We start from the raw sequence: 20839 nt of genomic DNA on the forward strand, positions 1-20839 counted from the left end.
TCCGCCACCCTATATCAGAGGGCGGAAACCAGGAACCAGCCGTTGCAGCCCATCGTCGATACATCTCTCTGGCTCGCGCACAAGCGCCGGGCTCTCGCCTACCCGACTGCCGGCGCGGATTTCCTGATGCGGCGGGCGGCCGAGGATCTTGCCGAGCGGCTGGGCGCCGTCGAACGCAAATTCGATAGAGCGGCCGTGCTGTTTTGCCAGACGCCGGCGGTGTCCGACGTGCTCGCGACAAGCGGCAAGGTGGCGGACATCGTGCGCGTCGAGGCGGACGCTGCGTTCCTGGACGATGGAACGGGGGGCGGTGCCGCGGGATTGGTGGCGCCGCTGGAGACCGTGCCGTTCGAGCCGGAAAGCCTCAACCTCGCCGTCTCTCTTTTGTCCCTTCAGGCAATGAACGATATTCCCGGCATGCTGGTGCAGATCCGCCGCGCGCTGAAGCCCGATGGTCTTTTCCTCGGCGCTTTTGCCGGCGCCGGTACGCTTTCCGAGCTGCGCGAAAGCCTGCTCGCCGCCGAGACCGAGCTTTACGGCGGCGCCAGCCCCCGCGTCATCCCGTTCACCGACGTGCGCGACGCCGGCGCGCTTTTGCAACGCGCCGGCCTGGCCCTGCCGGTCGCCGATGTCGAGACGGTTACTGTGCGGTACGGAAGCCTGTTCGGCCTGATGGCGGATCTGCGGGCGATGGGCGAGACCAGTGCGCTCGTCGACCGCAGCAGGCGACCGGCTACACGAAAGCTGTTTGCCCGCGCCGCCGAAATCTACGCCGAGCGGTTTTCGGACGCCGATGGTCGCGTCAGGGCGAGTTTCCCGATCGTCTGGATGTCGGGCTGGGCGCCCGACGCCTCGCAGCAAAAACCGTTGAAACCGGGCTCGGCGAAGATCTCGCTGAAGACGATACTGGAAAATCCCGGGCGTTGACCGGATTCTTATGGTTGGGGGGTGGTCGCGAAAGCGTCCACCAGCCTGCTGTTGGTGTCGCTGAACAGCCACTTGATGGCGTCGAACGCCTGGCTGGCGCCGCCTATGATGGTAAGCGACAGCACGGCCACGATCAGCCCGTATTCGATGGCCGTCGCGCCGGTTTCGTCTTCCAGAAATCGTTGCAGCAATGTCTTCATGACCGTCGATCCCGCTTGCCGCAACCCTAGCGCCGACCTGTTAAGAAAGGTTAATGGCACAGGCTTAACAGGCGATGAAACAACGACTTCAAATCATGTCAGCAGTCGCCGCTGCGCTTGCCATTGTCGCGTATCACGCAGACCGAACTGGGCAGCGGCTGCAGCACGCTCCTGCGCAGCGTGTAGGTGTCGCGGCGGCCGATCGAGCCCCTGTTTCCAATCGACCCTGTGCTTATCGTATCGAGGTCGGCAAGACCGGCGCGGGCGGACTGCGATCGTATCCGGCTGTCGAGGAAAGGCGTCGCGATCAAGGCCAGCGCCACCGCGGCCGACCCGAACAGCAGCGTGATGCGCAATATGCCCATACCGGCATTGGCGGCGCTATAATTGCGATCGGGTCGGATCGAATCCCAGTCCCTGTCGAGGCTCATGCAACCGCTCTCCGGCAAAGGCCTGAACAGGGCCTTGCTTCAATTTCCACGCCCCTCAATTTTTCACGGCAAGATAAATCTTCGATTAACGCTGTCTTAAACTCGGGCCGTGAAGGCGCAAATCACAGAAGATCGATGAGGAACTGGATCAGCGGCGCGTCGGCCGGCGGCATCGGAAAATCGCGCATCTGGCGCGGCCGCACCCATTTCAGCACCTGGCCCTCCTTCGGCTGCGCGATGCCGCGGAAGCGACGGCAGACGAACAGCGGCATCAGCAGGTGAAATCATCGTAGGAGTGGCTGGCGAAGGTGTACGGCGCCAGGCAGGGAATATCGGTTTCGATGCCGATCTCCTCGTACAGCTCCCGGATGAGGCATTCTTCCGGCGTCTCGCCGGGCTCGACCTTGCCGCCCGGAAATTCCCACAGGCCGGCGAGTTGCTTGCCTTGCGGCCGCTGCGCCAGAAGCACGCGGCCGTCGGTATCGACCAGCGCGCAGGCCGCGACCAGCAGCAGGCGCTTGCCGGCAGGGTTCGCGCCGGTCATGCGCCGGGCGGCCGGCGATAGTGGTAACGATAGACTTCGTCGAACCCGAGCGAGCGATAAAGCGCCAGCGCCGGCGCATTGTCGGCCTCGACCTGCAGCCAGGCTTCCCGGGCGCCGCGCAGCCGCGCCCATTTCAGCGCCGACAGGATGAGGTGGCGGCCATGGCCCTGGTTGCGCACCGATCTGTCGGTGGCGATCTCGAACAGCCCTGCGAGATCGCCATCATGGACGCAGATCAGCGTCGCCAGCGGTTCCGTGCCCTCTTCGAGCGCGAACAGCCCGGCTTCCGGCTGGATGGCGCCGATGATCTCCGACAGGCCCGGCCGCAGCGACACGTCCGAGCCGCTCACCTTGAGCGCCGCACCGATGAAGCGGCTGATGTCCTTCAGCGGAATCTGGTCCATGGCGGCGTCGAGCTGGGCATCCGCCAGCGGCAGCCGCATGACCAACGATTCGGCGAAGCTGCTCCAGCCCTCGCTGTCGAGATGCTTTGAAAGCACGGAGCCCGACAGCGGCGAAACGCGGAAGGTCAGCGGCCGGCCATAGGCGTCGAAACGGCGGCTGGCGCGCCCGATGCGCTCGGCAATGTGCTGGACGTCGCCCGGATCGAGCGGATTGACCGAATTCAACCGCTTGGCCGGATGGCCCGCCGTCAGCCGCACCACCCAGGTGCCGTCATAATGGACCGCCGCCGCCGGCCAGGCGCGAAAACCGGCCGCCTCGTAGCGGCGCACGATGGCAAGCACGCTTGCCGGATGTCTGGAAACCAACGCCATCAGCTCCGATAATCGCCGTTGATGGCGACATACTCCTTGGTGAGGTCGCAAGTCCACACCGTCGCCTTGCCGCGGCCGATGCCGATATCGGCACGGATGCGGATCTCGTCGCGCTTCATATAGGCCGACGTCGCCTCTTCGGAGTAGCCTGCATCGCGCTCGCCCTCATGCGCCAGCCTGATGTCGCCGAACCAGATCGACAGGAGGTCGCGGTCGGCCGGTTCGCCGGCCTTGCCGACGGCCATGACGACGCGGCCCCAATTGGCGTCCTCGCCGGCGACCGCCGTCTTGACCAGCGGCGAATTGGCGATCGACAGCGCGATGCGCTTGGCCGAGCGGGCCGATTTCGCGCCGGTGACGGTGACCTCGACCTGCTTGCGGGCGCCCTCGCCGTCGCGCACCACTTGCAGCGCCAGCGATTTCAGCACCTTGCCGAGCGCGCGGCGGAAGGCGCCGAGGCGCGCATCCCCGGCATCGGTGATGTCAGGCGCGCCGCGCCTGGCGGCCGTGCCGGTGGCGAACATCAGCAGCGTGTCGCTGGTCGAGGTGTCGCTGTCGACGGTGACCGCATTGAAGGTCTTGGCGGTGCCGCGCGACAGAAGATCCTGCAGCACGGGCGCCGCAATCGGCGCGTCGGTGGCGATGAAGGAGAGCATCGTCGCCATGTCGGGCGCGATCATGCCGGCGCCCTTGGCAATGCCGTTGATGGTGACGTCGGCGTCGCCGAGCTTCACCGTCGCGGTCGCCAGTTTCGGATAGGTGTCCGTGGTCATGATCGCCTTGGCGGCTTCTGTCCACAGGTCCGGGCGGCCGTCCTTGACCAGCCCGGCCAGCAAATGGCTGAACTTGCCGGCGTCCAGCGGCTCGCCGATGACGCCGGTCGAGGCCAGAAACACCTCGCCGGGCGTGCAGCCCGCGGCCTTGGCCGCGGCCTCGCCGGTCATTGCCGTGGAGGTGCGGCCCTTCCGGCCGGTGAACGCATTGGCGTTGCCGGAGTTGACGACCAGGACGCGGGCCTTGCCGGCCCCGAGATTCTGCCGGCAGAAATCGACCGGCGCCGACGGGCATTTCGACTTGGTGAACACGCCGGCGACCGTGGTGCCGGCGTCGAAGACCATGGCGAGCAGGTCGGTGCGGTTCTTATACTTTATCCCGGCCTCGGCGGTGGCGATGCGCACGCCCTCGATGGCAGGCATTTTGGGGTATTTCTTCGGCGCGAGCGGCGAAATCGTGGCTGTCATGAAGACCTCGGGCGGGAAAACGCAAGGGGAACGCCGGTTTGCCCGATACGGCGCGCCGGCGCAAGGGCGTTTGACGACCGGGCGCTCGCTCTGCTGCATCGGAACGAACCGTTCCGATGGGCAAAACGGACCGTTTCGTTTCGTCAAGAAAACGCATATGGTTTGCGGGACGAAAAAAATCGGCAAGGAAAACAGGATGGGGGTGAATCCGGGACGCAGATCGACCGGCCCGCGGCGCAATCCCGACAGCGCCGACGCCATTCTCGACGCCGCCGAGGCGGTGCTGATGGAGGGCGGCTATGCCGGCTTCTCGATCGAGGCCGTGGCGCGCAGGGCGCGTGCGGGAAAGCCTACGGTCTATCGCTGGTGGCCGAGCAAGGCGGCGCTGTTGCTTGAAGTCTACCAGCGGGGCAAGCGCGTCGACAATCCCGACACCGGGAACCTCGAGGAAGACCTCGTCGGTTTCCTGAACAGCCTGTTCTTGCACTGGCGCGAAACACCGTCGGGCAGCGTCTTCAGATCGCTGGTCGCCGAGGCGCAGTCGGACCCGACCGCCGCCGCCGCCCTTGCCGAATACGCGAAAGGACGCCGCGCCCATACCGGGCAGATGATCGAACGCGCCAAGGCAAGAGACGAAGTGGCGGCCGACGTCGATCCCAAACTCGTCGCCGACCTGATCGCCTCCTTCGCCTGGACGCATCTTTTGACCAATCGCCTCGACGACGACGAAACGACCATACGCACAGCGGTCCGCTACGTGATACGAGGCATCGCTCCACCAGCGCCACCGGCGATCCGGCAGCGTTCAAGGCGTCGACGCATTGTGGGATAGGGGAGCGGGGCGGCGCTTCTTCCCTGCTCCCCTAGTGGTTGGCCTACTTCGCGTTCTCCAGCGCGTCGACCGTCTTCTTCAGCTGCTCGTCCGGAATCTCGACCTTGGCCTCGGAGCGCAGCGACTTGACCAGTGCGATATACTTGTCGCGGATGACCGCCTGACGAACCTGGTCCTTGACCTGCTCGAAGGCCGGCGGCTGCTTGGCACGCTTGTCCTCGACCTGGATGACGTGCCAGCCGAACTGCGACTGCACCGGCTGCTCGGTGTATTTGCCGACCGCCAGCGCGAAGACCGCCTTGTCGAATTCCGGCACCATCTGGCCGGGTCCGAACCAGCCGAGATCGCCGCCGCTGGCCTTGCCGCTCGGATCGCTGGTGTGCTCGTTGGCGAGCTTCTGGAAATCGCCGCCGCCGTCGAGCTGCTTGATGATCGCGTCGGCCTCTTCCTTCGTCTTCACGAGGATGTGACGGGCATGCACCTCGTTGGTCGGCGGCGTGTTGGCGATTTCCTGGTCGTAGCGGGCGCGAACCTCGGCATCCGTGACCTTGTTGACGACATCCTTCTCGACCATTTCGCCATGCAGGGCGCGCTGCTGCAGGAACGCCATGCGGCGCTGGAAGTCGGGATCCTTGTCGAGGCCGGCGGTGACCGCCTGGGCCGCCATGACCTTGATTTCGATCGCCGCCGAAAGCGCCGCGGCGCGGCGCTGCTCGGGCGGCATCTGCGCGAACTGCTGCGACAGCTCGCCTTCGGCAAGCGCAAGGTCTGCCTCGGTCAGCTTCTGGCCGTTGACCGTGGCGACCACGGCGTTCGGGTCGACCGGCGCGGCAGGCTGGGCAGGCGCCGCCGGCTGGGCGGGGGCGGTGTCCTGCGCCATCAGCGGCGACAGCGACAGAGCCGACAGCCCGAATGCCAGGCCGAAGCTGGCGAGCGACGCGCGGCGGAACAATAAGGACATACGATTAACTCCAATGGGGATTGCTAGAGCGGGATGAGTTCCCAGATCAGCCCGATTATGGCCGAATTTGGCGCGGTCGACGGGGCGAGCGCGGCGTTGACATCGATTGAGCCCCCTCTTATCTGTCCAACGACTTTGCGTCCAGAACCGTTTTCCGGGCGCTTTTTGCGTTCGCCCGCGTTCACGTGGATTTGATGGGGCCGGCCGGCACCATCGCAATGACTTGGAATGCTATCGAAAGGGCCATTGAATGGTCAGTTTTGGCGGTCTCGCCCGTAAGGTTTTCGGCTCCTCCAACGACCGTCGGGTCAAGTCGACCCGGCCGCGCGTCGAAGCGATCAATGCCATGGAAAACGAGATGCGGGCGCTCTCCGACGCCGAGCTGGCGGCCCGCACGGAAAAATTCCGCCAGGACGTCGCCAACGGCGCCAGCCTCGATGATCTCCTGGTGCCGGCCTTCGCCACCGTGCGCGAGGCGGCGCGCCGCGTGCTCGGCATGCGCCCGTTCGACGTGCAGCTGATCGGCGGCATGGTGCTGCACAATGGCGGCATCGCCGAGATGCGCACCGGCGAGGGCAAGACGCTGGTCGCCACGCTGCCCGTCTATCTCAACGCGCTCGCCGGCAAAGGCGTCCATGTCGTTACCGTCAACGACTATCTTGCCACGCGCGACTCCGAATGGATGGGCCGCGTCTACAAATTCCTCGGCCTCACCGTCGGCGTCATCGTCCATGGCCTGTCCGACGAGGAGCGCCGCGTCGCCTATGCGGCCGACGTCACCTACGCCACCAACAACGAGCTCGGCTTCGACTATCTGCGCGACAACATGAAATACGAGCGCAACCAGATGGTGCAGCGTGGTCACAGCTACGCGATCGTCGACGAGGTCGATTCGATCCTGGTCGACGAGGCGCGCACGCCGCTGATCATTTCCGGCCCGCTCGAGGACCGTTCGGAAATGTACAACACCATCGACGCCTTCATGCTGAAGCTCGAGCCGGCCGACTATGAGATCGACGAGAAGCAGAAGACCTCGATCTTCACCGAGGAGGGCACCGAGAAGCTGGAAAACCTTTTGCGCGATGCCGGCCTGCTCAAGGGCGAGTCGCTCTACGACGTCGAGAACGTCGCCATCGTCCACCACGTCAACAATGCGCTGAAGGCGCACCAGCTGTTCCAGAAGGACAAGGACTATATCGTGCGCAACGGCGAGATCGTCATCATCGACGAATTCACCGGCCGCATGATGCCGGGCCGCCGCTATTCGGAAGGCCTGCACCAGGCGCTCGAGGCCAAGGAGCATGTGGCAATCCAGCCGGAGAACCAGACGCTCGCCTCCGTCACCTTCCAGAATTATTTCCGCCTCTACAAGAAGCTCGCCGGCATGACCGGCACGGCGCTGACCGAGGCCGAGGAATTCGGCAACATCTACGGCCTCGAGGTCACCGAGATCCCGACCAATCTGCCGGTGGTGCGTGTCGACGAAGACGACGAGGTCTACCGGACCGTCGAGGAGAAATACAAGGCGATCGTCAAGGAGATCAGGGAAGCGCGCGAAAAGGGCCAGCCGACGCTGGTCGGCACGACCTCGATCGAGAAATCCGAGCAGCTGGCCGAACGTCTGCGCAAGGACGGCTTTAAAGGATTCGAGGTGCTGAACGCCCGCCACCACGAGCGTGAGGCGGCGATCGTCGCCCAGGCGGGAAAACCCGGCGCCATCACCATCGCCACCAACATGGCCGGCCGCGGCACCGACATCCAGCTCGGCGGCAATGCCGACATGCGCATCGCCGAGGAGCTTGGCGACATGCCGGCCGGCCCCGAGCGCGAAGCCAGGGAAAAGGAAATCCGCGACGACGTCGCCCGGCTGAAGGAAAAGGCGCTCGCCGCCGGCGGCCTCTACGTGCTGGCAACCGAACGCCACGAGTCGCGCCGCATCGACAACCAGCTGCGCGGCCGCTCAGGCCGCCAGGGCGATCCCGGGCGCTCAAAATTCTTCCTGTCGCTGCAGGACGATCTGATGCGCATCTTCGGCTCGGAGCGCATGGACGGCATGCTGCAGAAGCTCGGCCTCAAGGAAGACGAGGCGATCATCCATCCCTGGATCAACAAGGCGCTGGAAAAGGCGCAGAAGAAGGTCGAGGCGCGCAATTTCGACATCCGCAAGAACCTCTTGAAATATGACGACGTCTCGAACGACCAGCGCAAGGTGGTGTTCGAGCAGCGCATCGAGCTGATGGACGGCGAAGGCCTGTCCGAGACCGTCGCCGAGATGCGCGAGGGCGTCATCGAGGAGATCGTCGCCAAGAACATTCCCGAAAACGCCTATGCCGAGCAGTGGAACGTCGCCGGCCTCAAGGCCGAGGTCGCCGAATTCCTCAATCTCGACCTGCCCGTCGAGGACTGGGTCAAGGAAGAGGGCATCGCCGAGGACGACATCCGCGAGCGCATCACCGAGGCCGCCGACGCCGCCGCGAAAGACCGTGCCGAGCGTTTCGGCCCCGACGTGATGACCTATGTCGAGCGCTCGGTGGTGCTGCAGACGCTCGACCATCTGTGGCGCGAGCACATCGTCAACCTCGACCATCTGCGCTCGGTCGTCGGCTTCCGCGGCTACGCCCAGCGCGACCCGCTGCAGGAATACAAGGGCGAGGCGTTCGAGCTGTTCCAGGCGATGCTGGGCAATCTGCGCCAGGCCGTCACCGCGCAATTGATGCGCGTCGAGCTGGTCCGCCAGGCCGCCGAAGCCCCGCCGCCCGAGGCGCCCGACATGTTCGGCAGCCATCTCGACGGCACCACCGGCGAGGACGATTTCAACGGCGGCGAGACCGGGCTTCTGGTCCGCCAGGAAACCAACGCCATCGTCGCCCCCGAAAACCGCGACCCGAAAAACCCCGCCACCTGGGGCAAGATCGGCCGCAACGAGGCCTGCCCGTGCGGGTCGGGGAAAAAGTACAAGCACTGCCACGGCGCGTTTGCGTAAGCTTCAGCTTTCCTTCTCCCTGTCCCTATACGGGGAGAAGGCGCCGGCAGGCGGATGAGGGGCAGCGTTAGCTTCCGAGATTATCCTCTCAGAACAGGACGGGTCTACAACAACCCGGAATCGCGCGCCGCGGCGGTCGCTTCGCCGCGTGAAACCGCGTCGAGCTTACCCAGCACCGCCGAAACATGGTGGTCGACCGTCTTCGGCGAAATGGTGAGATGCTCGGCGATCCGCTTGTTGGAGAAACCGCGCTCGATCAATTGCAGCACCTCCATCTGGCGGAGCGTCAGGCCGGCCTGATTGGCGCGCGTGGTCTGGCGAGGTCCCCTGGCGATGTGACCGACGCCGCTCTGCCGCATGATCTCACGCACCTTGAACGCAACCGGTCTTGCCTCGAACTCCTCGAAAATCGAGAGCGCCAGACGCAACGCCGCCTCGTCGCCCCGGACCAGCGCCAGCCCCTGCTCGAAGAGTGCGTTCATATCGGCCCAAAGTGCCGCCGCCGCTCGCCAGTCGCCGGCAAGCAGCAAGCGGTGGGGAGCGGCCATGCCGGCCGTGTCGCCAGGCCCGCTATCGGCAGTCAGCAATTGCCGCCAGCAGGCCAGTTCGCCGAACACCGCCCGTGTCGGCGACAGGCTTTCGGCCAGATCGATCAGGGCGAGCGCCTCATCCTTGTCTCCCTGCCCCAGCCAGGCACGTTCGGCCATCAGCGCCGCATACGGCGACAGCCGCTGCAATTCCTCTCCCCTCTCCAAGAAACGCGCCATTTCCGCAAACAGCGGCTCGGCCGCGGGATCGCCGCGCCGCATCCGCAACTTCGCCAGCGCCACCAGCGCCGGATAGCGGACCAGCATCGTCGCCTGATCGTTGGCGATCACATCGAGCGCCTCGCTGGCCGCCTGTTCCCACTCGCCCTGGCGCAACAGCAACTGCGCCAGCACCCCGCGCATATAGTCGCGCCAAGTGACGAGATCGTTCTCGATGCAGTAGTTGATGCCACGCTCCAAGAACGACCGAGCCTGGGCAAAGTCGAGCTGGTTCATCTCGACGCAGGCCGAATTGGTGAAGGCGCGCGCCGCGTGCTCCTGGAAATTCTGCTCGAGCGCGACCTCCAGGCTGCGGGCAAGATGCTGCCGCCCCGTCGCCAGATCGAGCCACTGCTCGGCGCTGCCGACATTGTTGAGCGCGTGGCAGACGATGTCGGGCTGGTCCAGCCGTTCGGCCAGCGCGACTGCCTTGTCGCCAAGCAGAAGCGTATCGTCGAGACGCTCGGCCAGCATCGCCAGTTGCGCCAGGTTGGAATAGGCCATGGCGAGTTCGGGGCCGGGCGGCACGTTCTCCAGCAATGTCACTGCCTGCTCGCCGAACATGTCGGCGGCCTTCCGGTCGCCCAGAAGATAGGCAAAGCGTGACAGCCATCTGAGGCAGTCCCCTTCGCTGGTCTTGTTGCCCTCGGCCTGATGCAAGCGGCGCGCATGGTCCTGGGCCTCGATGGCGGCGTCGATGCGGCCGATGAGATGGCACTCGAAGGCGTATTTCTCATAGAGTGCGGCGCGCTCTTCTTCCGGCAGGCTGTCAACCTGCCGCAGCGCAGCCTCGTAATAGCCAGCGGCATCGCGATGCGCGCCGACCCGCGAAGCTTCCCTGGCGGCGACAGGGGCCAATTCGCGCACCATCTGCAGATTGTGCGCCTCGACCGCGTGATGGACGAGACGGCCGGTGGAAACGTCGCCCTTCTCGAGCAGAGCGGTCAGCGCGCGCTGGTTGAATTGCCGTCTCTGGCTGTTCGTCAGCGTCATTTCGATGGCTCTGCGCGCGATCTCGTGGCGGAAGGCATAGCCGTCGCCGAGATCGTCGAGCAGACCATTGGACACGCATTCGGCCAGTTGGCCGGCGCTGGCGACGCCACATAGGCCCTGCAAGGCCCAGCCATCGGCCCGGCGCGGAAACACCGACACAGCATCGAGCATCGAGCGGGCGCCTGCCGACAGCCGCTCGGCCCGCGCCAGCACAGCGTCGCGCACGCTGGCCGGCGGCAAGGTCCCGTTTTCGGCGGACAGCAACTCGGTGACGTAGAAGGCGTTGCCGGCCGTGGCGCGGTAGATGGCATCGCCATCGCGGCCCGCCATTTCGGCCAATGACAGCACCGCCGCTTCGCTGAGCAGCGGAACCTCTATGCGCACGGCGCTGCTCGCCGGGATTTCGCCAAGCGCACGGCGCACGCGCATCTGCCCCTCGCTTCGGTCGGTGCGCGCGGTCAAGAGCAGCAGGATGTGGGTATTGACGATGCGCCGACCGAGGAAGCGGACGAAGTCGAGCGTCGCATCGTCGGCCCAGTGCAGGTCCTCGATCACCAGCAGGCTGGGTCCCGCCTTGGCCTCGAAGATTTCGAGCGCATCGGAAAACAGCGGCAGCTTTTGCCCCTGCCGCTGGTCGATTGCCTGCGGCAGGGCCCATTGCGCGTCGCGGGCAAGGTCGTAGAGCGGGCCCAGCGGATCGGGGACCGACAGGTCCTCGCAGGCGCTGCGCAGGATGCGCGCGCCTTGCCCGACGCGGCCGACAAAAGCCTCGACCAGCGCGGTCTTGCCGGCGCCCGCCTCTCCGGCCAATGCCACGACGCGGCCACGACCGCCCGCCGCCTCCGCCAAAAGGCCGTCCAGTTGCTTCAGCTGTGTCTGCCGTTCGAGAAGCGTCGTCATGTGCTCACGAAGATCGAATTCGCCGCCGTAGGTGGTTTCGCGACGCGCCTGCCAAGGTAGGCCAAAATCAGTTCTCGCTAGTGTGATCCCTGTCACGAACGTCGTCAACATGGGGAATCGTCCCGTCAATTATGGGGAAATGCCCCGATGCGCGCTTCCCGGCGGCGTGGTCATCATCCATCCGCACCCAATTCGGGTGTGACGAAATTGAAAAAGGATGGTCTCTATGCCTCGTTATCTGATCGAACGCACATTTCCCGACGGGCTTCACGTACCGATGAACGACGCCGGCGCCGATGCGCTCGGCGGCGTCATTATGCGCAATGCCGAAAAGGGTGTGACCTGGGTCCAGTCCTTCGTCTCGCCAGACAAGATGCGCAGCTTCTGCATCTATGATGCGCCCTCGCCGGAAGCGATCCGCAGCACGGCTCAGAAGAATTCGCTGCCGGTCGACAAGATTACGGAGGTGCGGGTCCTTGACCCCTACTTTTATCGTTGAGGCCCACGGGCCGATGCGGATCACCCCACCTTTCGCAACGATGGCGACAGGCCCGGCGACCTGTTCGATCGCGACGCGACGCCCCTTATGGCAGCCGCCGACGGCGCGCCCGTTCGGTTCGTTCCTGGCAGGCGGCTCCTGTCGGCGCTGCTTTCGCCTTTGCGAAAGCCGCCGGCGGCGTCTGCCTCCGCAGGACGACTATCTGAGGCGCGACATCGGGCTGCCCGAGCGCGAGCCGAGGCCGGATTACTGGCAATACTATGGGTGGGATCGCTAGATCAGGCCGCCGGACCTTCCACAACACCGACGCCACGGGCGCTGCGATGGGCAGGTCCCGTTGCAGGCCTGTCCACGCGTCGCCGACAACCATGGAGAAAGACATGACCGTCGCGCTCTGCACGAGGGCGGCTTGCCGCCCTCACTGCTGCGGCCACCGCTGCCCAGGCGCAAAGTAGCAACCCCCTGGCCGATATGGTGCGGGCGGCCAACAGCCGCTTGAGAACGCATCAATGGCGACCGCCGAAGGCTGCGCGCCGATCCCTTGCGCCAGCGGCATCACCGGCGGCGCGGGGGGAAAGGATGGCCCACCCAACCGTTTCTTAATCTGTCTTCGCTACACGCAAACCCAGAAAAGAGGCGGAAAACGGAGAGTATCGGGTGCGCTTTTCCGCGGCGACGACAGCCGGGCGGTTCTTGCCGCAGCGCCTCGCGCTGCGCGTAAAGCCGCTGCTTGGTCGTATCGACGCCGTGCTGTTCACCGCCGACGAGCGCGGCGAAGCCGGCCGCATGTCGCTCATCGCCTTCTCCATCCGCATCGTCAGCGCCGTTATCGCCTTCGTCAGCCAGGTGCTGATGGCGCGCTGGATGGGCTCGTTCGAATACGGCATCTTCGTCCTCGTCTGGGTGACCATGGTCATCGTCGGCAACCTCGCCTGCCTCGGCTTCCACACCTCGGTCATCCGCTTCATTCCCGAATATCGCGAGCGCAACATGCTGGCCGAACTGCGCGGCATCGTGCTGGCCAGCCGCCTGTTCGTGCTGATCGCCTCGACCGCGATCGCCGGGCTGGGCGCGCTCGGCGTCTGGCTGCTCTCGCCCTTTATCGAAAACTACTATGTCGTGCCGTTCATCCTCGGCGTCATCTGCATGCCGATGATCGCCATGTCCGACCTGCTGCAGGGGATGTCGCGGGCGAACTCCTGGGCGCTGTTCGCGCTGGCGCCGACCTATCTGGTGCGGCCGGTGCTGATCCTGGCGTTCATGGCGCTGATGCTTCTGGTCGGCTATGCGCCCGACGCCAGGACCGCGATCTTCGCCTCGATCGCCGCCACCTATGCCACCACGATCAGCCAGCTCATCGGCGTCACGGCGCGCATAGACAGGCATATCCCGGCCGGGCCGATGAAGGTGCATTTCGCGCAGTGGTTCGTGGTGTCGCTGCCGATCTTCCTGGTCGAAGGCTTCTTCTTCCTGCTCACCAATGCCGACGTGCTGATGGTCGGCGCCTATATGAAGCCCAACGACGTCGCCGTCTATTTCGCCACGGTCAAGACGCTGGCGCTGGTGCATTTCGTCTATTTCGCGGTCAAGGCGGGCGTTGCCCAGCGCTACGCGCAATTCACCCATGGCGAGCCTGAAAAGCTCGCCGCCTTCGCCCGCGAGACGGTGTCGTGGACCTTCTGGCCGTCGCTGGCGATGGCGCTGCTGCTGCTGCTGCTGGGCCAGCCGATGCTGGCCCTGTTCGGCGCCGAATTCGTCGCCGGCTATCCGCTGTTGTTCCTGCTGGTCTTCGGCGTCGTGGCGCGGGCCGCCGTCGGCCCCTGCGAAAGCCTGCTCACCATGAGCGGCAACCAGAACATCTGCGCCGCCGTCTACGCCATGACGCTGGCCTTCAACATCAGCCTCAACGTGATGCTGATCCCGCTTTTCGGCCTGTGGGGCGCGGCGATGGCGACCGCCTTCGCCATGATCTTCGAGGCTAGCGCGCTGTCCTTCACGGTCTGGCGCAAACTCGGCATTGTCATGGCCATTTTCGTAGCCGCCAAAGGAGCCGCGTGATGGCTGCGGTCCCGTTGCTCGAGGAAACCAGCGGCGGCCCGGCCGGCGCCATGGTATCCGGCCTCGCCGGGCTCGCCCGCGACGCCGATCCCGCCCATATCGAACTCCTGGCCAACGACCGGCCCGAGCGCAAGCTGGCGATCTACCCGGCCTCGGCCGGCTTCGACCTGGTCGAGGAACTCGACTACCTCTGCACCCGCACGATCGAGCCCAACGTCTTCTTCAACCCGCGCTTCCTGGCGCCCGCAATGCCGAGGCTGGAAGACCGCGAGGTGCGGCTGGCGGTCATCCGCGACGGCGACGAATACCGCAACCGGCTGCGCCTGCTGGTGCCGTTCTCGGTGGAGCGGCCGGCGATGCCGCTCGGCGTACGGGTCATGCGCACATGGTCGAGCCCGTTCGGCCCGATCGGCACGCCGCTGGTCGACCGTGACGATCCCGTCGGCGTCGTCGAGGATTTCTTCTCGATGCTGTCGCGGCCGCATCTCAAATTGCCGAAAGTCTTTGTCCTACCGGACATCCGGCTCGACGGCCCGGTGGCCAGCCTGCTGGCCACCGTCGCCGAGACGCGAGGCCTGACGCTGGTCACCACCGGCAAGGCCGAACGCCCGGTGCTCGAAAGCGAGCTCGACGGCGAGGACTATCTGAAGGCCTCGCTGCGCTCGCATCACTATCGCGAATTCCGCCGCCTGAAGCGCCGCCTCGCCGATCTCGGCCAACTGGAGCATCTGGTGGCGCGCGGACCGGACGAGATCCGCCACGCCATCGAACGTTTCCTGACGCTCGAGGTCGCCGGCTGGAAGGGCCGCGAGCGCACCGCCATGGCCATCGACCGCTACCGCGCCGCCTTTGCCCGCGAAGCCGTGCATCGATTGGCCGAGCAGGATCTGTGCCGCATCCATTCGCTGACGCTCGACGGCCGCACCATCGCCTGCCTGATCGTCTTCGTCGAGGCCGGCGTCGCCTACACCTGGAAGACGGCATATGACGAGACGCTTAGCCCCTATTCGCCGGGCACGCTGCTGATGATCGAGGTGACCAGGCAGCATCTCGACGATCCCAACATCATGACGACCGATTCCTGCGCCGTGCCCGACCATCCGTTGATGAGCCGGCTATGGATGGAGCGCAGGCCGACCGGGACGCTGGTCATCGGGCTGACGCCGGACGCCGACCGCCTCGCCCGCCAGGCGGCGTCGCAGCTTCACCTCTACCGCGAAACCCGCAACATGGCGCGCATCCTGCGCAACCGGATGAACAGCCTACTGGGGCGGCGCTAGGGCGCATGCCGGTCGACGCGCGGATGGCGATGGGCGACGCGCTTGCACTTCAGAATGTGGCGGGCTGCGGCGCCCACCACATAGCTCAATAAAATCAGTTGCTAGTGGAACCAGTAGAATCAGTGGAACCGCCGCCGTGCTTCTTGACGCTGCTGCAGAATTCCGGATGTGTGTTCGCAGCATTGGCGTTCGCGGCCTCCTCGTCGCACATCTTGGTCATGGCCATGCGATCATCGTCCGTAAGGGCCTTCCACGCCGTCACGAACTCGTCATCCGACCGCAACGTCTTCATGCTGGAGTCGGTAAAGAAAGGCTGCATCTTTGCGTCCAACGCGGACGTTCCCGTGTCTCCGGCTGCCAGCGAAACACCGCTCACCATGGACAGGGCCATAGCGCTCAAAACAATCATCTTGTACTTCATGGCTAAGATCCTCCTTATACATAAGGTTCGTCAAAGCAACGACCTGTTGGAAAACGGTATATTCAAGAAAAAGTTCCTGTGATCGCCGTGCGAGGTTCGGTCCAAAAGCGGTCGCCATACGCTCCTTTGCGGAAATGGTGTCCTTTGGCCGGCGCTGACCACAACTGCTGGCTGCGCGCGCGTTAAAGCGGCCGCTGTCGCGGAGCACGCGGTTTCCTCTGTTGGAGACCTTCGGGCGAGCCCCGGCGTCGTGTGCCGATACGCCTTAACTCTCGATATATCCGGGCTCGAATCCAGCAAGCTTCGCCAAGCCCGCTTGATCGAGCACGCGAACATGGCCCTGGCGGAATTCGAGTAACCTCCGCTCGCGCAGGTTCCGCAGCACGCGATTGACATGAAGCGGAGTGAGGCCGAGGGCGTCCGCGAGATCGTACTGGGTGAGAGGGCATTCATAGCTGTCGCGGGTGACAGCGCCGACTCGCTCCAGACGCGCCCTCAGTTCGAGGAACAGATGCGACGCCCGCGCCAAGGCGCTGCGTCGTCCTATATTGGTGAGATGTTGAGCGACAAGCGCTCCCCGATGCACAACGGTCTCGATAATAAGGGAGAAGAGATGGGGCGACTTCATGGCGGCAAGGGTGAATGTCTTGGTCGAGGCCACCAGCACCGAAAGTTCGGTCTGAGCCACAAACGTCTCAAGAGCGCTGCCCGCGTAGGCCTGAGGCAGGACGACATCGCCACTCAGGGCAAAATCCAATATTTGGCGCTGCCCGCCCGCGAGTTCATGGGAAATGCAACCCCAGCCCGATTCGACTATGAATAGGCGATCGTTGTCCTCGCCCTGACTGACGATGACCGTCTCCGCCGGATAGGACTTCGGCGTGAACCCCAGCGTCTTGATAAGCGCCGTGTCGTCGTCGTTAAGTCCGACATACGATGGACGATTTTCATTTCCGCGCAAAAGATGTGACGTGTAGGTCATCTGCAAGCACGCCCGTCCCTTCGAGCTTCCACCCTCGGACGGAATGTACATCAAAATTGATGCGATGAGTATCCTTCGATGACCACTATCGGATGATGTCGCGATGGCACTTTTGGTTGACCATACAGGCTCCGCCGGCTTGCCGAAGCCACGATTTGAAATCGCTATGGAAGGCGCCGGTCAGGTTTTGTTTCTCCTGAAGTTTTCCCGCATGGAATCGACTATTTCGCTGGCAATGAGACAGCTTCGGTTGTCTGTCTGATCAGCTGCATTCCGTAACGTCATGGATGCGTCCTTGAGCAATCCTCTGATCTCTGCTGATGACAGCAGTTCGGACGCTTCGAGTTCCAGCAGCACGGATTCACTCACGTGCAGCGCGGCAAGCGCAACCGCTCTCGGCCTTGTCGCAAGCAGCTTCAGAAGGTCACTGCTGGGCCTGGTGCGCGATTTTTTTTTTGCCATAATTGCGTCTCGACCGGACAAAAGGTTCACAGGCTCAAATTACAACGCCTCGACGAGTTGACCGCTGTTCCAAGATTGGAAGAGGTCGATCGTATTTTACGAGGCATACTATCCCGGTTTGCAGCCTCGACACAGAGGCAAGGGATACCGAATTCGCCGTAGCACCCCCTGCCACCTTGACATCACCGTGGTCACAGGCGGCGCGAACGGCGGTGTCGGATTAGGGAACTCCGATCGACTGCAGCTCTCCCGTCAGGCCGCTCGGTCGCCGGTAGCGCTATTGTGAGAAAATGGTGCCCCTAGCCGGGATCGAACCAGCACTCCTTGCGGAACTCGATTTTGAGTCGAGCGCGTCTACCAATTCCGCCATAGGGGCTCAGGCCGGGCGGCCTGGATGGGCGCGGACTATACGGTTGGAGGGCTGTTCGTCAACTGGCCAATTCCCGACATCCGACCTTCGCTCGATCCCAGCCTTCGATTTCGTGCCCAGCCCTTCGATTTCGTGCCCAGCCCTTCGATTTCGTGAAGGCACGGCCATTGTGCGGCGCGGAAAATCTTTCTAGACAAGCTGCGCATTAAAGCGCGTCGCGTCTGGAGAGATTCATGTGGCGCGCTTTTGGTCTTTGTTCGTGCATGTCGTGATCCCAAAACCGCTGCGCATTTTGGGCGACATACATAGGGGTGCCGATGCTTCGCGGACTTTATGACTGGACCTTGTCGCTGGCGGCAAGGAAATCCGCCGAATGGTGGCTGGCCTTCATCGCTTTCGTCGAAAGCTCGGTGTTTCTGGTGCCTGCCGACGTGCTGTATCTGCCGATGGCGCTGTCGCGGCCGGATCGCGCCTATCGCTACGCGCTGGTCGCCACCGTCGCTTCGGTGCTGGGCGGCATCGCCGGCTGGTTCATCGGCCACTATGCCTATGACGCGGTGGCGAAGCCGATCCTCGAATTCTACGGCAAGTATGACGACTTCGAGGCGCTGCGCCTCTCCTCCGGCATCGGCTTCATCATCCTGATGCTGATCACCTCCGGCCTCGCCCATCTGCCGCCGATCAAGGTGGTGACGATCCTGTCCGGCGTCATCGGCGTCAATCTCCTGCTGTTCATCGTGCTGGCGATCGTGGCACGCGGCGCCCGCTTCCTGTTCCTGGCATGGCTGCTGCGCCGCTATGGCGAACCGATCCGCGAATTCATCGAAAAGCGCCTTGGCATGATCGCGGGCACCGCCGCAGCCGCCCTGATTTTGCTCTATATAACAGTCAAATACGCAGTCTGAGCGGGAACGGACGGTAGATCGATGACAGCGACCGTAAATGCCGACACTGGACGCCAGCGCACGCTGACGGCGTTGTTTCTGGCCATCGCCATGGCCGCAACCGTCGGCTCGGCATTGGCCTTCCAGCACCTCGGCGGCTACATCCCCTGCAAGCTCTGCTTCGAGCAACGCACCCCCTATTATGTCGGCGTGCCGCTGATGCTGCTGGCGGCGCTGTCGTCGGTGCTGCGCTGGCCGGCCTGGCTGACACGCGGCCTGCTGGCCGTCGGCGGCCTGCTGATGGTGTACGGCCTCTATCTCGGCGTCTATCACTCCGGCGTCGAATGGGCGTGGTGGGCGGGACCGACCGATTGTGCCGCGGCGGCAGGACCGGTGGACACCGGCGGCAAGGGCGTGCTCGACGCGCTCGACAAATTCGTGCCGCCCTCCTGCGACAAGGCGGCGCTGCGCATCCTCGGCCTGTCGCTGGCCGGCTGGAACGCCATCGCCAGCTTTGTCCTGGCGGTCATCGCGTTCCGCGGTGCGTTTGCCGGCGATTGAACGGTGCGAGACGGGGCAGTCCCAAGCCGCCAATCTCCAACGTCGGCGATTTGCCGCAGGCCACCATGCCCTCGTCATCCCAGGGCGGAGCGAACGCGAAGCGGAGCGCAGACCCTGGGATCCATGCCGTAACCTCAACCAAGTATTGCAGCGGCTCGGATGAGCCTATAGACGCAACGGCACGAGCAACGCTGCCTGTCGGCGCGAAAGCACTCGATTCTGCTCCATCTTCGTATGCCATAAATGTCACGGCATGGATCCCAGGGTCTCCGCGACGTCGCTTCGCTCCTGCTCCGCCCTGGGATGACGAAGGAGGGGAGATAGGACCAGCCTCCCGAATTATCGGACGATCTCAAGGTTCCAGTTCGACATCCCAGTACAGATAGTCCATCCAGCTTTCATGCAGGTGATTGGGCGGGAACAGGCGGCCATTGTTGTGCAGGTCATGCACTGTCGGCTGGTAGGGCTTCTGCAGCGGCCACATCTTGGCGTGCGCCGGCATCATGCCGCCCTTCCTCAGATTGCAGGGCGAGCAGGCGGCGACGACATTCTCCCACGTCGTCGCGCCGCCGCGATGGCGGGGAATGACGTGGTCGAAGGTCAGATCCTCCGGCGTGCCGCAATACTGGCACTGGAAACGATCGCGCAGGAAGACATTGAAGCGGGTGAAGGCCGGATGCCGCGACGGCTTCACATAGGCCTTCAGGCTGACGACGCTCGGCAGCTTCATCGAGAAGGTCGGCGACGACACGGCGTGCTCGTATTCGGCAACGATATTCACCCGCTCGAGGAACACCGCCTTGATGGCGTCCTGCCACGACCAGAGCGACAGGGGGTAATAGCTGAGCGGACGGTAATCCGCATTCAGCACCAGCGCTGGAAGCCCATCCGGAGATACGGCAACCGTCACGTCATTCACCTCCTTGGCTCTACAACCGGTCGGCGCGGATACTGTAAGCCCGACATGACAGGGATGTGAAGCGGCTTGTCGATCAAACGAAGGGCCCAAAATGCATGATTTTCATACTTTTTTGCGGATTTAGGCAGGGGGTGCGGCGTCCCTGCCCTTCAATTCGCGATAATACGCCCAGAAAAGCCGCGATGCGACACCTCGCCATGGGCTCCATGATTCGGCGAGCTGGATCAGCGTTTTCTCTGGCGGACGCGGGTCGATGCCGAGCGCGTGGCCGACCGCGCTCTGCAGGGCAACGTCGCGCGCCGGGAAGACATCGGGGTGGCCGGCGGCGAACAAAAGATAGACTTGTGCCGTCCACGGGCCGATGCCGGGCACCCTGGTCATCGCCGTGATCGCGTCCGCGGCATCGAGCAGGCAGAGATGATCGAGGTCGAGCCCGTCGACCACCGCCTGGGCCACGGCGATCAGGCCGCGCTGCTTCGGCCGCGACAGTCCGGCCTCGCGAAAAATCGCCTCATCGGCGGCAAGGATCGCTTGCGGCGTCAGCGGATCGACGAGTTTTGTCAGCCGCCCGAAGATGGCGTCGGCGCTGGCGCGGGAAACCTGCTGCGAGACGACGATCGAGGCAAGGCTTCTGAACCCCGGCTCCGACAGCCTGAGCGGCACCTCGCCGGCCATGCCGCGCACCTTTTCGAGGCGCGGATCGAGCAGGCAAAGCGCGTCGAGCCCTTGCGAGATGTCGTTGAGCGTGGCGATGCGTTGCATGTCTGCTTGTTCCCTGGACCGCGCAAAATCAAGTTCCACAGCGTCCC

The 20839-nt window shown here is 64.2% G+C and carries 19 protein-coding genes, 1 tRNA gene and 1 pseudogene; 8 read left to right on the plus strand and 13 right to left on the minus strand.

The window, feature by feature from the left end:
* Nucleotides 1-42 precede the first annotated feature (42 nt).
* Nucleotides 43-927, plus strand: coding sequence for a methyltransferase domain-containing protein (locus tag EJ066_RS03415; protein ID WP_126034915.1), 885 nt, complete (start codon nt 43-45; stop codon nt 925-927).
* An 8-nt stretch (nt 928-935) separates the two neighbouring features.
* Here EJ066_RS03415 and EJ066_RS03420 read toward each other — a convergent pair whose 3' ends face one another.
* From EJ066_RS03420 to argJ, 5 genes and pseudogenes are all read right to left on the minus strand, one after another.
* Nucleotides 936-1127, minus strand: a complete 192-nt coding sequence (locus EJ066_RS03420) for a Flp family type IVb pilin (RefSeq protein WP_126034917.1) — start codon at nt 1125-1127, stop codon at nt 936-938.
* A gap of 98 nt (nt 1128-1225) precedes the next feature.
* Complete coding sequence (locus tag EJ066_RS03425; RefSeq protein WP_126034919.1) at nt 1226-1558, minus strand: hypothetical protein; 333 nt, start codon at nt 1556-1558, stop codon at nt 1226-1228.
* A 122-nt stretch (nt 1559-1680) separates the two neighbouring features.
* Nucleotides 1681-2102 (minus strand): annotated as a pseudogene (locus EJ066_RS03430) ((deoxy)nucleoside triphosphate pyrophosphohydrolase).
* Nucleotides 2099-2878: a GNAT family N-acetyltransferase gene (locus tag EJ066_RS03435; protein ID WP_189644422.1), complete on the minus strand. Its 780-nt coding sequence runs from the start codon at nt 2876-2878 to the stop codon at nt 2099-2101. The pseudogene EJ066_RS03430 and the gene EJ066_RS03435 overlap by 4 nt, the downstream one beginning before the upstream one ends.
* A complete protein-coding gene (gene argJ, locus EJ066_RS03440; protein ID WP_126034921.1) occupies nt 2878-4119 on the minus strand; it encodes a bifunctional glutamate N-acetyltransferase/amino-acid acetyltransferase ArgJ in 1242 nt (413 codons plus the stop codon). Before argJ ends, EJ066_RS03435 begins: the two co-directional genes overlap by 1 nt.
* A 196-nt stretch (nt 4120-4315) precedes the next feature.
* On the opposite strand from argJ, the gene EJ066_RS03445 reads away from it, so the two are divergent.
* Nucleotides 4316-4951: a TetR/AcrR family transcriptional regulator gene (locus EJ066_RS03445; RefSeq protein WP_126034924.1), complete on the plus strand. Its 636-nt coding sequence runs from the start codon at nt 4316-4318 to the stop codon at nt 4949-4951.
* Between the two features lie 43 nt (nt 4952-4994).
* On the opposite strand, the gene EJ066_RS03450 is transcribed toward EJ066_RS03445, so the two are convergent.
* Complete coding sequence (locus EJ066_RS03450; RefSeq protein WP_126034926.1) at nt 4995-5912, minus strand: peptidylprolyl isomerase; 918 nt, start codon at nt 5910-5912, stop codon at nt 4995-4997.
* A gap of 250 nt (nt 5913-6162) precedes the next feature.
* Here EJ066_RS03450 and secA point away from each other — a divergent pair, with 250 nt between their 5' ends.
* Nucleotides 6163-8895, plus strand: a complete 2733-nt coding sequence (secA, locus tag EJ066_RS03455) for a preprotein translocase subunit SecA (protein ID WP_126034928.1) — start codon at nt 6163-6165, stop codon at nt 8893-8895.
* 104 nt (nt 8896-8999) lie between these two features.
* Here secA and EJ066_RS03460 read toward each other — a convergent pair whose 3' ends face one another.
* A complete protein-coding gene (locus EJ066_RS03460) occupies nt 9000-11705 on the minus strand; it encodes an AAA family ATPase (RefSeq protein ID WP_245455067.1) in 2706 nt (901 codons plus the stop codon).
* Nucleotides 11706-11820: 115 nt separating this feature from the next.
* On the opposite strand from EJ066_RS03460, the gene EJ066_RS03465 reads away from it, so the two are divergent.
* The 3 genes from EJ066_RS03465 to EJ066_RS03475 all read left to right on the plus strand — a co-directional run bounded on the left by EJ066_RS03465 (nt 11821) and on the right by EJ066_RS03475 (nt 15431).
* Nucleotides 11821-12093, plus strand: a complete 273-nt coding sequence (locus EJ066_RS03465; protein ID WP_126034930.1) for a DUF4242 domain-containing protein — start codon at nt 11821-11823, stop codon at nt 12091-12093.
* 657 nt (nt 12094-12750) lie between these two features.
* A complete protein-coding gene (locus EJ066_RS03470; protein WP_126034932.1) occupies nt 12751-14151 on the plus strand; it encodes a lipopolysaccharide biosynthesis protein in 1401 nt (466 codons plus the stop codon).
* Entirely contained in the window at nt 14151-15431 is a 1281-nt protein-coding gene (locus tag EJ066_RS03475; protein ID WP_126034934.1) for a GNAT family N-acetyltransferase, read from the plus strand. The genes EJ066_RS03470 and EJ066_RS03475 overlap by 1 nt, the downstream gene beginning before the upstream one ends.
* Nucleotides 15432-15525: 94 nt before the next feature.
* Here the strand turns inward: EJ066_RS03475 and EJ066_RS03480 are convergent, their stop codons facing one another.
* From EJ066_RS03480 to EJ066_RS03495, 4 genes are all read right to left on the minus strand, one after another.
* Nucleotides 15526-15852 (minus strand): hypothetical protein, encoded by a 327-nt coding sequence (locus tag EJ066_RS03480; protein WP_126034936.1) that lies wholly within the window; start codon nt 15850-15852, stop codon nt 15526-15528.
* A gap of 265 nt (nt 15853-16117) precedes the next feature.
* Nucleotides 16118-16834 carry a Crp/Fnr family transcriptional regulator gene (locus tag EJ066_RS03485; protein ID WP_126043735.1) on the minus strand — a complete coding sequence of 239 codons (717 nt, stop codon included), beginning with the start codon at nt 16832-16834 and terminating at the stop codon, nt 16118-16120.
* A 180-nt stretch (nt 16835-17014) separates the two neighbouring features.
* Entirely contained in the window at nt 17015-17296 is a 282-nt protein-coding gene (locus EJ066_RS03490; RefSeq protein ID WP_126034937.1) for a hypothetical protein, read from the minus strand.
* A 291-nt stretch (nt 17297-17587) separates the two neighbouring features.
* A tRNA-Leu gene (locus EJ066_RS03495) sits at nt 17588-17672 on the minus strand.
* A gap of 311 nt (nt 17673-17983) precedes the next feature.
* Between EJ066_RS03495 and EJ066_RS03500 the strand changes: the two genes are divergently transcribed.
* Together EJ066_RS03500 and EJ066_RS03505 are read left to right on the plus strand one after the other, a co-directional pair.
* Nucleotides 17984-18571: a YqaA family protein gene (locus tag EJ066_RS03500; protein ID WP_126034939.1), complete on the plus strand. Its 588-nt coding sequence runs from the start codon at nt 17984-17986 to the stop codon at nt 18569-18571.
* Between the two features lie 21 nt (nt 18572-18592).
* Complete coding sequence (locus EJ066_RS03505; protein ID WP_126034941.1) at nt 18593-19111, plus strand: disulfide bond formation protein B; 519 nt, start codon at nt 18593-18595, stop codon at nt 19109-19111.
* 352 nt (nt 19112-19463) lie between these two features.
* On the opposite strand, the gene EJ066_RS03510 is transcribed toward EJ066_RS03505, so the two are convergent.
* Nucleotides 19464-20021: an HNH endonuclease gene (locus EJ066_RS03510; protein ID WP_126034943.1), complete on the minus strand. Its 558-nt coding sequence runs from the start codon at nt 20019-20021 to the stop codon at nt 19464-19466.
* 129 nt (nt 20022-20150) lie between these two features.
* Nucleotides 20151-20792, minus strand: coding sequence for a DNA-3-methyladenine glycosylase (locus tag EJ066_RS03515; protein WP_126034945.1), 642 nt, complete (start codon nt 20790-20792; stop codon nt 20151-20153).
* Nucleotides 20793-20839: the final 47 nt, after the last annotated feature.

It is taken from the genome of Mesorhizobium sp. M9A.F.Ca.ET.002.03.1.2 (genome assembly GCF_003952365.1).
In the GTDB taxonomy this organism is placed as follows: Bacteria; Pseudomonadota; Alphaproteobacteria; order Rhizobiales; family Rhizobiaceae; genus Mesorhizobium.